Annotated in this window: 9 protein-coding genes; all 9 read right to left on the bottom strand. The window is 61.9% G+C overall.

Annotated features, from left to right (window positions below; genetic code table 11):
- Positions 1–21: 21 nt before the first annotated feature.
- Positions 22–669, bottom strand: coding sequence for a DNA repair protein (locus PSH86_RS16770; RefSeq protein WP_116832530.1), 648 nt, complete (start codon positions 667–669; stop codon positions 22–24).
- Positions 670–684: 15 nt separating this feature from the next.
- Positions 685–2,376: a putative porin gene (locus tag PSH86_RS16775; RefSeq protein WP_249015085.1), complete on the bottom strand. Its 1,692-nt coding sequence runs from the start codon at positions 2,374–2,376 to the stop codon at positions 685–687.
- Between the two features lie 40 nt (positions 2,377–2,416).
- Complete coding sequence (locus PSH86_RS16780) at positions 2,417–3,121, bottom strand: energy transducer TonB (protein ID WP_249015086.1); 705 nt, start codon at positions 3,119–3,121, stop codon at positions 2,417–2,419.
- 2 nt (positions 3,122–3,123) lie between these two features.
- On the bottom strand, positions 3,124–3,549 hold the full coding sequence (locus tag PSH86_RS16785) for a biopolymer transporter ExbD (protein ID WP_003201710.1): 426 nt from the start codon (positions 3,547–3,549) through the stop codon (positions 3,124–3,126).
- A gap of 10 nt (positions 3,550–3,559) precedes the next feature.
- Positions 3,560–5,359 carry a DUF2341 domain-containing protein gene (locus PSH86_RS16790; RefSeq protein ID WP_116832533.1) on the bottom strand — a complete coding sequence of 600 codons (1,800 nt, stop codon included), beginning with the start codon at positions 5,357–5,359 and terminating at the stop codon, positions 3,560–3,562.
- A gap of 17 nt (positions 5,360–5,376) precedes the next feature.
- Positions 5,377–6,939 carry a ShlB/FhaC/HecB family hemolysin secretion/activation protein gene (locus PSH86_RS16795; protein WP_370873815.1) on the bottom strand — a complete coding sequence of 521 codons (1,563 nt, stop codon included), beginning with the start codon at positions 6,937–6,939 and terminating at the stop codon, positions 5,377–5,379.
- Positions 6,940–7,007: 68 nt separating this feature from the next.
- A complete protein-coding gene (locus PSH86_RS30610) occupies positions 7,008–7,610 on the bottom strand; it encodes a transposase (RefSeq protein WP_116832535.1) in 603 nt (200 codons plus the stop codon).
- 476 nt (positions 7,611–8,086) lie between these two features.
- Positions 8,087–9,730, bottom strand: coding sequence for a malate dehydrogenase (quinone) (gene mqo, locus PSH86_RS16805; protein ID WP_109754237.1), 1,644 nt, complete (start codon positions 9,728–9,730; stop codon positions 8,087–8,089).
- Positions 9,731–10,115: 385 nt separating this feature from the next.
- Positions 10,116–11,321, bottom strand: coding sequence for a DUF1624 domain-containing protein (locus PSH86_RS16810; RefSeq protein ID WP_305483761.1), 1,206 nt, complete (start codon positions 11,319–11,321; stop codon positions 10,116–10,118).
- Positions 11,322–11,474 lie beyond the last annotated feature (153 nt).

Below are 11,474 nucleotides of genomic sequence, written 5' to 3' on the forward strand. Positions count from 1 at the left end.
CGCGATTCTTCCTTGTTCTGTTCAGTGAGTGATCGAGGCCTGGGGCGCATCGAAACGGTTCTTGTAGAGATCATCGCCAAAGCCTTGGGCCAGCTCCTCGAAACGCACCCGGGCCTTGGCCGCGAACGGCTGGCGGATCTTCATGATGTCGGTCACATCAATGGTTTCGTAGGCATGCAGCAGCGTCTTGGCGACTTCGTACATTTGCTGATTCTTGACCGAACATTGCTGCACTTGTGTGTCACGCTCGCTCAATTGCCCCTCCAGGCGAGCCCGCTCGGTCTCTTTGCCACGGGCCAGGGCCAGCAGTTCTTCATAGGCTTTCTTGAATTTGCCGACCTGTTCGTTGCTGGCAGCCACCTGGGCCTGGGCCTGGCTTTGCAGGTTTTGCTGCTGCCCGGCCAGTTGGTCGATCACGGCCTGGGCCTTGGCCAGTTGCGCGGTCAATTGCTTGATCTGCGCCTGGGCGTCCCTGGCCTGCCCCTCCGCAGCCTGACGAGCGGCGCTGGCTTGGGCCTGCTCGCTTTGCAGGGCCTGCAACTGCGCGGTAGTGCTGCGCAGTTGTGCCCGCAGCCGTTCTTCCAGGCCTTCGCCATGGGCCACGCCGCCGAGCAGTAGGCCCAGCACCAGCAACGCGGCCGGGCATGGGTATTTGGCTCGCCTTTTCATGAGGCCTCCCTGCGCTTAGAAGCGCGTGTTGATTTCAAGCTGCAAGACATCGATGTCGTACGGCGCGCCGTACACCGCTTCGGAACTCAACCAGCGACCGGTGGCGAAGACGTTGCTCGCCAGGCCATAGTTGCCGCCCAGGAAATAACCCTTGGCGTTGGTGCCACCCAGATGGAATGACGAATCGTTGAAACCGTCCGGCAAGGCGTCCGGTTGGATGTACTTGTAGCCAGCGAACAGGTTCCAGTCGCCCTCGCGCTTGAGTTCCAGCGAGTTGCCGAGAGTGAACTGGAGCATCCAGGCGTTGGCGCCGCTTTCCACCTCGCCATCACTGTCCAGGTTGTTGGCGAACTGCCCGGCGGAGCGCTTGCGCATCTCGCCCTCGTCATAGCCCAGGTTGTGGACGTAGTGGGCCTGGCTGCGCAACTTCAGGTCTTCGGGCAGATCGGTGTCCCAGGCAAGGTTCAGGTCCAGCAGGTTGAATTCCGAGGCCAGGCCGACGTATTGCGGCTGCGGCGTGGTGGAAGGATTGAGGGGGTTGGGCGTGATGTCGCGTAGCAGGAACACGGTGTTGCCCTTCTGCATGAACGCCACCCGCGATCCGTCGCTGTCGCAGCCTGGATCACCGGCCCAAGGCTGGCACGGCGAAGAGCGCTGGCCTTCGATGTCGTCGAAGCGGTAATAGGCCAAGGCCCCCTTGATCCGGTTGCTGTCGTTGATCGCCCAGTTGGCCCCCAGTTGCGCACCGTACAACCACTTGTTATCGCTCTCTTCCTTGTCGCTGCCGTTGCTGGTGCTGGTGTCGTTGGTGTACTCCACCGGGAACGCGCCGACGGTGCCGAAGACGCCCCAGTCCTGATTGAGCTTGTGGTTGAAATTCGCCGCCACGCCATCGAAGTTCAGGTCACCGGAATACAACAGGTCGGTGGAGAAAAACGGGTTGGCGAAACGCCCGCCGGTCAGGGTCAGTTCGTCCGATGGCTTCCAGGTCAGGTAGCCCTGGTCGAGCCAGATGTCTTTCTTGCCGAAACCGCCACCGAGGGTCTGGGTGGTGGACACCGGGTTGTTGTCCGAGCCGGTGCCGATGCGAATGCCCGCGGTCCATTGCGGAGCGATCACGGCCTTCATGCCCAGGCGTGCGCGCAGGCGGAACAGGTTTTCCCGGTCTTCGCGGGTGTTGAGCAACGGCGGCAGGCTGGAGCTGCTGTTGGGGTTGACGTCGTAGGGGCCTTTATCATTGAGCCGGGCGAAGTCGACGATTTCGTTGCTGTTGGTACCCGAGTAATAGCGCGACTCATCCCGCAGGCGAATATCGCCATCGAAGCTGATACGCGAAACCCAATCCGGGAAGGTGTTGGGCTGGGCCCAGTTTTCCTGCTTGGCAGTGGCCATGACTTCGGCCTTGACCTGGTCGCGGATCTGCTCACGCACAATGTTCGGCACGTATTGCACCCGCACGTCCCCTGGCGCACCGGCCGGAGCTGTGGCAACCGCCGTGGCCGCCTGGCGGGCCTGCACGGCTTCGCGTTCGGCCTGGGCGATCAAGCCATCGGCCTGGTCCTGCTTCAACACGCCCTGCTGCACCAGCAGGCGGATCAGATTGATCGTGGCGTTTTCCGAAGGCGCCGGGGCGGCGACCGCGTGCCCGGCCAGGCTCAGGACCACCAGGCCGATCGCCCACGACAATCGATTCACATTGGAAATCATCTGCACACAACTCCTGTTGGCAAACTTTCTAAAAATTCGATTAACCCGGTCGGCGCCCTTGCAAGGACAGGCGCACGGGCAAAGTCAGGGAGGCCGGTGGCCGTTCACTCAAATGGGGCGCCGCACGCAGCGCGGAAATCACCTGTTCATCGACTTGCGGGTTGCCGCTGGACTTGACCAGCTCGACCCGGGTGATTTCGCCCGCGGCACTGAGCCAGACATCGGCCTGCAGCGAGAACGCCAGGCTGCGCAGGTCGGGGTTTTCTCGCAGCAAGCGCTGGAAGGTGAACGCCAAAAACTGGCTGTAGGTGCCATTGCCCAGGCGTCCGCCCCCTGCCCCGGCCATGCCGCCGCCCTTGCCGGCGCCGATGTTGAAGGCGTCGTTGCCGGACTGGGCATCGCCGTCCATTTGCATCGGGTTCGCCAGATCATCGACCGGCGATGGCGGCGCCTCTTCCTCGGGCTTGACCTCTTCGGGTTCCGGGGTCGGCTCTGGCTCGACCACCTTTTCCTCGACCTGGGGCTCCGGCTCCTTGGGTTTCTCCGGCGGTGGTGGGGGCGGAGGCGGCAGCGGGATGATGGTCGGCACCTTCGGTGCTTCGCGGCGCACGCCACTCATGTCGTTGGCCCACTGCCACAGCAGCCAGGCCGCCACGGCGCCGAGCAGCAGGCCGGCGGCCCACTTGAGCAGGCCCAACGGCGAGGGCTTCACGGGAGGCGGATCGATGGGAAGTCTGGCGGTCATGATCAGCCCTGGCTCGGTTTGCCGGTGACGAGACCGACCTGGGACAGTTCCAGACGCCGCAACAGATCCAGCACTTCGATGACTTTCTGGTACTGCACCGTGGCGTCGCCGCGCACGATCACCGGGAAGTCCGGGCTCTGCGCCTTCTCGATGCGCAGGCGCTCTTCCAGCTCGGCCAAGGTCACCGGATAGGCATCGAGGAACACCTGGCCACCGTCATTCACCGAAATCGCCTTGGTCTTGGCCTCGGACAACGACACCGAGGCGCTGGCCTTGGGCAGGTTGATCTGGATCCCCGACACCTGGGCCGTGGCGGTAAGGATGAACATCACCAGCACCACCATGAGCACATCCACCAGTGGCGTGATGTTGATGCTGTCGACCGCCGCGTCATCGTCGTCATCGTGTGAAGCGTTTACGCTAGCCATGGCGATTTCCTCAGGCCGGTACGGACGATTGGGCGTGATGGTTGCGGCGCTGCGCCGCTTCACCGGACTGGCCTTCGCCGTGCATTTCCGCCAGGCGCGTGATGAACTCGTCGACGAAAACCCGCATGTCGGCGCTGACTTCCTTGTTGCGGGTGATCAGGCGGTTGTAGCCAAACAGCGCAGGAATCGCGACGAACAGGCCCATGGCGGTAGCGAGCAAGGCTGCGGCCATGCCCGGGGCGATGGCGTTGATGTTGACGTCACCGGCCATCGCCGTGCCGAGGAACACCACCATGATCCCCAATACCGTGCCGAGCAGACCAATGTAGGGGCCGCCGGCAATGGCGTTGGACAGGGTCGAGAGCTTCGAACTCAGTTGCTGGTTTTCCCGGGTGCGCACGCCGTCCATGGAGCAGCGGATCGCCTCGATGGTGGCGGCGGACACCGACGAGGTATCAGCGCCCTGCTCACGACGGGTGCGGATTTCCTTGACGGCCACCAGGTACAGGCGCCACAGCGACGAGTGTTGCAGGCGCTGGGCGAGGTCCTGGTCGTCGGCGAACATTTCCAGGCGCGTGCCGATCCTGGCGAACTGCTCGCGAAACGCTTCGTTGGCCGCGCTGAGACGGCTGACCATGCGGTTCTTGCGGATCATGATGATCCACGACTGGAACATCATCAGCACCAGCACCCCAATGATCACCCAAGCGTCCAGCGGCACGGCCTTGAGCAGGAAACCCAGGCTGCCGAAACCGAAGCCGGACTGTTCTTCATCGACCCCGTAGGCCACCAGTTTCGATTCGGCGCCCTGGGCATTGGCGTCGGCCAATAGCAACGGCGCCGGGCGGGCGACCTTGGACAACCGCGCTTCGTCCATGGCCCCGCTGAAAGGCGCGAAAGCACCGGCGGAAACGTCAGCACCCAAGGCAATCGGCGCATTGAACGCCGGCATCGCCAGCGCCAGGCTGGCGGCTTCACGTCCATTGACATACAGCACGACCCGGTCGCCCGAGGCGGTCAACGCCAAGTGCTGCCATTGGCCGGGATTCAGCGGTTGGGTCGAGACCGCGCGCTGGTCATTGATCGCCACGAACGGCACACCCTGGTTTACGCCCACCAACAGACTGGTGGCGGCTTCGCGACGGGCCAGGACGATCTGCTCGCCGCTGGCCTGGTCCTGGCGCAGCCAGGTGCTGAAGGTGAATGCCGCGCCGGCACTGTGTTGCAACGAAGGGCTGGCGGGCAACAGCAGCGGCTGGCCGTTGAACTGCAAGGCACGCCCGATCACGCCGTCAATGCTGGTGCCGGTCGCGCCCTGGGCGTTGTTGCCGTAGGCCGTGGTGTCCTTGGGCGGTACGCCGGTGGCGCCGTCGAAGTGGTACAGCGCGGTGTAATCCGGGTCGAAGGTCAACTGGCCGCTGCCTGTGGCCGGCGCCTTCTGGTTGCCGTAATACATCCACAGGTCCTGACGCTGACCGCCCTCCACGCTCGGCACATCGACCCAGATCAGCGCCATACCCATCAGCGGATCGAAGCTTTCAATCTGGTGGTTGAGCACGGTCTTGTCGTCGGCACTGACGAAGCGCAGGTCCGAGCCGTCGTCCTTGACGCCGTCGAAGGTGAAGTTGCCGGTGTGCAGGCGCACCAGCAACGCGGTGCGTCCCAGGGCCTGGGCGATGGCGGCGCCCTGGGGCGTGGTGTCCACCGAAATCTGTTTGCGATAGTGCCAGTCGTCCTGCCACCAGGCGTTGGCGGTCGCCGGAAGCACCAGCCCCAGGCAGATAAACAGGGATAACAGTAAGCGTTGCATGGACATGACTCCTGGGTTCAAAACGTCGCTTGCAGGTTGAAGTGCAGGCGCGATTCCTGTTTCGAGGTGTTCGGCCCTTCGAGCAGCGGATAGCCCCAGTCGAGGCTGCCGGACAGCCATTTGCTCAGGCTCGCGCGGGTGCCGAGGCCGACGCTGGCGAGGCTGTAATCGGCTTCCTGATCGGGCAGTTCGTCGCGCAGGTACAACTGCGCGCCTTCGGCGAAGGCATAGAAGCGCCACTCCTGGACATAGCTGCCGAGAAACTTGGCCAGCGACGGAGTGCGCAGCTCCTGGGACAGCAAGTAGCCGTCGTCCCCGGTGCGCTCGGCAGCCAGATAGCCGCGTACCGAGGTGGCGCCGCCGGCGGAGAATTGTTCGTTGGAAACCAGCGGCCCGGAGGCCAGTTGGAAAGCGGCCTTGGAGGCGGTTTGCCAATCGTTGGCGAAGGTGAAGGTGTAATTGCCGTCGCCCTTGAGCACAGCGAAGCTGGGGCTGGCGCGATAGCGCTTGTAGTCGAACTCTTCGTCGGTACTGCCATAGCCCAGCAGGCTACGCGTACCCGCCACCAGGCTCAGGCCGAGGCCCAACTGGCTGTTTTCGGTGTAGCGAAAGCCGTTGTAGGCAAAGGTGAATGGCGCGTACTTGAGCGGTGCCTTGTCGCTGGCGCCGCCGAGGTTGAGCTCCTCGTCGAAATCCTTGAAGTCCACCCCGACCGAAAAGCTGTTGGCCCATGCTCCGCTGGACGGCAGGCTGTAGATCGCCGACACCCCGTAGGAATGCCCTTTGCCCAACACGTTGCTGCCGCCGACGGTCGCCACGTTGCTGTCGGATTGGTAACCCGAGAACTGCACGCTCCAGCGTTCGCTCAGCGGCGCGGTGTAGGAACCCGACCAGACCTTGGCGTTTTCGGTGTCCTGGGGGGCGGTAAAGAAAGTCAGCGAAACGCTGTGGCCCAATTGCCAGAGGTTGTTGTAGCCCAGGCTCGCGACCGTACGCAGTTTTTCGGTGTCGGCGCTGTAGTCGTTGTTCAGCCCCAGGCTGGCTTGCCAGGGGTTCTGGTCTTCGACCTGCAAATCGACGTCCATGGTTCCGGGGCGCTGGCCTTCGCGTACCAGCGGCATGACCTGGCGCCCCGGGGTCTTGTTCAACTGCGCCAGTTCCGCCTGGACCTGGGCGAAATCCGGTACCTCGCCTTCCTTGAGCGCCGGCACGTCGTCACGGATTTCCACGGGCGAATAGTGCTTGGCCCCCACCACGCGCACCCGACCGACCTTGGTTTCGCTGACTTGCAGGTAGACGATGCCGTCTTCGACCTTCTGCTCTGGCAACTCGACGAACACCGATTGATAACCGCGCGCCTGATAGGCCTTTTGCAGCGCTTCCCGGGCGCCTTCGATGTCGCTCAAGGCCCTTTGCGGGCCGAGGAACGGATACACCGCTTCTTCGATGGCCCGGGCATCGAGCACGGTGTTGCCACGCACGAAATACTCGTTCACGTCCACCAGGCGAACCGGCGCCGCTTCGGCCCCCTGCCCTCCTTCTGCGGCGAATGCCGACGGCCCCCCGACCGCCAACAGCAGCCAGCCCCACAGCGCCGGCCGCGATTTGAAGAAATGCTCCACACCACCCCCTGAATTCAAAGTACGGCTCAATTGCTAGCGGTCGATGTCGTGGCATGCCGGGCCAGCCAGGTATGCAGCAGCGCGAAATTCAAGGAGAACTCCGGCATTTGCAGCAAGGCGCCACAGAACACTTCACCAATGATTTTCTGGATGAGCCGCACCGCCCGCGCGTCGCCCAGCAGCGTGGCGAGGTCTTTGCTCAGGACGTTGAAGCTCCAGACCTTCTGGTTCAGGTCCAGGCCGACGAACCAGCGGAACAGCAGGTTGTAGTTGAGTTGTTCGTAGAGTTGCTGCTCGCTGGGCACTGAATAGAGCAGTTGCAGCAGGAGGATGTGCATGGCGGTTTGCGGCGCGATCAGCATCTGGGCGCTGGCGTTGAGGCCTTGCAGCACCTCGCGATGCTCATCCAGCAGGTCATCGATCTGCGGCCGCAGCAACACCAGTGAATGGCCCTGCGGGATGTAGCTGGACACTTCCTTGAGCGCGCCCTGCCAGTCATCCTGGGAAACGATCCAGACCCACGGCGCGCCGTAGCGATACACCGAGACCGGCTGCTTGCGCGCCGCCTCGACGATCTTCGACAGCCGCTGGTCAAGCTCCTGCATGCCTACTTTCGAATAACGTTCCATAGTCCCCATCGCCTCACTCCCGGCTTCGCGCCCCGGCTCCAAACGACCTGAAAGGTCCCCTCGAACACGTCACACAGGCATGACGGGAATGGCGATGTGCTACCGAACTTTTGTCATGAAAGCTTCATTTGGAAGGGTATGGAGCGTGAGGTTTGGTGGGAGCGAGCCTGCTCGCGATCACGATGGCGTTGGGTCAGTTGGCGGGATGTTGAATGGGCTACCGTCTTCGCGAGCAGGCTCGCTCCCACAGGGATTCTCGGGTGTTTTCAGATCTGATGCTCGCCTCAGGCGTTCTGTGGGAGCAGGCTTGTTCGCGAAGGCGGTGGGTCAGTTGGAGGGGATGTTGAATGGGCTGCCGTCTTCGCGAGCAAGCCCGCACAGTGGGTGTCGGTATACGCCCGAGCGGCTTGTGATGGGAGCAAAAAAAACGCCGCTCAATGAGCGGCGTTCTTGTACCTCACCAGACAGTGTCCGGTTTACAGCGCCATGTCAGCCGCTGGATTGGCTTCGCGGGCAGCAGCCGGCTTGGCCGGTGCCGCAGGGGTCCCTGGCTTGCCGATCGCTGGCGGCGGATCCAGTTGCAGGACCTCGCTGGTGTAGGCCCATTCCTGGGCAACACGCTCAGGGCTATCGTTGAGCTTGGTGCCGTAGCTCGGCACGATCTGGCGCAGTTTTTCCTGCCAGGCCGGGCTGGCGACCTTGTCCTTGAAGACCTTCTCAAGCACGGTCAGCATGATCGGCGCAGCGGTCGAGGCGCCTGGCGAAGCACCCAGCAGGCCGGCGATGCTGCCGTCCTGGGAAGCGACCACTTCGGTACCGAGTTTCAGCACGCCGCCCTTCTCTTCGTCACGCTTGATGATCTGCACGCGCTGGCCAGCCTGCCACAGGCGCCAGTCTTCCTGCTTGGCTTCCGGGAAGTATTCCTTCAAGGCGGCAAAACGGTCTTCATCCGACAGCATCAGTTGACCGGCCAGGTACTCGACCAGTGGGTACTGTTCGATACCGACCTTGGTCATCGGCCACACGTTGTGGGTGGTGGTGCTGGTCAGCAGGTCGAAGTACGAACCGTTCTTCAGGAACTTGGTGGAGAACGTTGCGAACGGGCCAAACAGGATTACGCGCTTGCCGTCCAGCACTCGGGTGTCCAGGTGTGGAACCGACATCGGCGGTGCGCCGACCGAAGCCTTGCCGTACGCCTTGGCCAGGTGCAACTGGGCAACGGTCGGATTTTCGGTGACCAGGAACGAACCACCCACCGGGAAACCTGCGTATTCACGCGCTTCCGGGATGTCGGACTTCTGCAGCAGATGCAAGGCACCGCCGCCAGCGCCAATGAACACGAACTTGGCGTCGGTCTCGGTTTCGGTACCGTCTTTCAGGTTCTTGTAGGAAACGCGCCAGGTGCCGTCTTCGTTGCGGGTGATGTCTTCCACTTCGCTGGACAGCTTGAGGGAGAAGTTCGGCTTGGTTTGCAGATAAGCTGCGAATTGACGCGTGATTTCGCCGAAGTTCACGTCGGTGCCCAGTGGACTCCAGGTGGCCGCGACTTTCTGGCTCGGGTCACGCCCTTGCATCATCAGCGGAACCCACTTGCTGATCTGCTCGCGATCTTCGGAGTACTGCATGCCCGCGAACAACGGGCTGGCCTGGAGGGCTTCGTAGCGTTTCTTCAGGAACGCGATGTTCTCGTCGCCCCACAAAAAGCTCATGTGCGGCGTGGAGTTGATGAACGAACGCGGGTTCTTCAACACACCGTTCTTGACCTGCCAGGACCAGAACTGACGGGAGATCTGGAAGGCTTCGTTGATTTCGATGGCCTTGGAGATATCGACCTTGCCGTTCTTGTCTTCCGGCGTGTAGTTCAGCTCGGCCAGCGCGGAGTGACCGGTACCGGCATTGTTCCAGCCGTTGGAGCTCTCTTCGGCAACACCGTCCAGGCGCTCGACCATTTCCATGGTCCAGCCCGGCTCCAGCTCATTGAGCCAGACGCCGAGTGTCGAGCTCATGATGCCCCCACCAATGAGCAAGACATCCACTTTTTTTGGCTCGGCGGCGTGCGTGGTCGCAAGACCCATCGCCATCGCCAGGCCCAGTAGCGCCGTGTGTGTTTTCTTCAACATGTGTGTATCCCTAGGATGAACGCCATTCCGTCCACCTGCCCTGGTCAAGGATAGACCTCATCGGCCACCGGCAACGCCAGCAGGATGGGTATCGAGACGGACTGGAGGATGGACCTACAGGGCCGAGCGATACGTCGGCCTCTCGTTTATGTCTCTCCGGCGCTGACTTCTTGTAGGTCTTGGCTTCAGCTGGGGTGAGGGACGCTGCGAACGGTGTTGATCGGGCCTGGCGTGGCCGTGCCCGATTGTCGCAGCGGGGGGCAGTTTACATAAGGAAATAAACAGACCGAAGCGTCTTTTTACATTCATGGCAAAAACGCCGACCAAATGACGGCATTTTAATAGCCCTGATCGGCACCGTTCGCGCGTCCAGAGCCCCTGTGGGTCAAAGATACTTGAGGATCGCGATATCACGCCGCCGTTGCTTGAACCCGGCGAACCAACGGGTCGGAAAAAACAGCACGACACCCAGTAACACACTCCACAACCACACCATGGGTAAATCATCGAACCCGAAATAAGTACCCTGGTTGGTGCCCCAGATGGCAACTGCGATCAGGTACAGGGCCTTGAGCACGTAAAGGTGCAGCAGGTAAAAGAACATCGGTGCGCCGCCATAGATCGCCAACAGCGCAATAACACCCCGCTCCTGGGCTTTTTCAAAGAGAGCCAGCAACATCAGCCCTATTCCCAGGGTCGGCATCAGGAACATCAGCGACGGCGGATACTTCGTCGCGCTCATGAAGCTCATGAAGGTGCGCAGCGCATCGCCGGTCTGGACCCAGGGTTTATCGCCGTATACGTTCAGGTAACGGATGAGCACAAAGGCCAGCAGCAGGCCCAGGCCCGTCTTGAACAACCGCCGCAGGCGCACGGCGGGTTCAACGTCCTTGCCAAACCACGGCCCGATGGCCCAGCCCAGCAGGATCACGCCAATCCACGGCAGCACCGGATACGTGGTGCGGGCCCGGGTGAACTCGGTGATATCGATGAACGCCCGTTGATGAAGAATCGACCACGGCACGAAAAACGGAGAGTCTGGCCCCAGCACCACACCGTCCAACAGATTGTGCCCGGCGACGATGGCAACGCCGAGGACGATCAGCCAACTGCGCTTGAGGTGCAGCAACGCGGCCAGGACGATCATGCAGATGCCAATGCACCAGATCACTTGCAGCCACAGGGTCTTGGGCGGGAACTCGGCGTTCCAGGCGAAACACACGAAGGTCAATTCCAGGAAGACCAGGAACAAGCCACGCTTGAGCAGGAACAACGAGGTCTGGCCGGCGGTATGTTTCTGGCTGTAGAGCCAGGCCGACAAACCGGTGAGGAAAATGAAGACCGGGGCACAGAGCGTACTGAGCAGACGGGTGAAATACAGGTCCGGGGTCACGCTGAGCGCATCGATGGGGTCGGTGACCTGACGATGCAGCAGGAATGTCTCGCGAACGTGATCCACCAGCATCAGCAACATGACGAAACCGCGCAGGGCATCGATGGCAAGCATGCGCACATGGGTCTTGGCGGCGCTGGTTACAAGTAAAGGCGCGATGACGCCGGACGGGCTCGTCATGCTTGAAGGTAGGCTCATGGCATTACTCGGATGGAAGGTCGTTGGTCCGTGCAAGGCGAGGAATGAGAATCCCTGCCAAACGAAAGCGGATAACATAACATGAAACTACTATCGCGAGCAGGCTCGCTCCCACAAGGATTTGTGGTAGTTGCGATTTCGGTGCTCTTTAAG

Source organism: Pseudomonas sp. FP2300 (genome assembly GCF_030687595.1).
Classification (GTDB): domain Bacteria; phylum Pseudomonadota; class Gammaproteobacteria; order Pseudomonadales; family Pseudomonadaceae; genus Aquipseudomonas; species Aquipseudomonas bijieensis.

Excerpts from the sequence above, each read along its gene's own strand:
- PSH86_RS16810 (WP_305483761.1), bottom strand. The coding sequence starts at position 11,321 with ATGAGCCTACCTTCAAGCATGACGAGCCCGTCCGGCGTCATCGCGCCT.
- PSH86_RS16780 (WP_249015086.1), bottom strand. The coding sequence starts at position 3,121 with ATGACCGCCAGACTTCCCATCGATCCGCCTCCCGTGAAGCCCTCGCCG.
- PSH86_RS16790 (WP_116832533.1), bottom strand. The coding sequence starts at position 5,359 with ATGCAACGCTTACTGTTATCCCTGTTTATCTGCCTGGGGCTGGTGCTT.
- mqo (WP_109754237.1), bottom strand. The coding sequence starts at position 9,730 with ATGTTGAAGAAAACACACACGGCGCTACTGGGCCTGGCGATGGCGATG.
- PSH86_RS16785 (WP_003201710.1), bottom strand. The coding sequence starts at position 3,549 with ATGGCTAGCGTAAACGCTTCACACGATGACGACGATGACGCGGCGGTC.
- PSH86_RS16775 (WP_249015085.1), bottom strand. The coding sequence starts at position 2,376 with ATGATTTCCAATGTGAATCGATTGTCGTGGGCGATCGGCCTGGTGGTC.
- PSH86_RS16770 (WP_116832530.1), bottom strand. The coding sequence starts at position 669 with ATGAAAAGGCGAGCCAAATACCCATGCCCGGCCGCGTTGCTGGTGCTG.
- PSH86_RS30610 (WP_116832535.1), bottom strand. The coding sequence starts at position 7,610 with ATGGAACGTTATTCGAAAGTAGGCATGCAGGAGCTTGACCAGCGGCTG.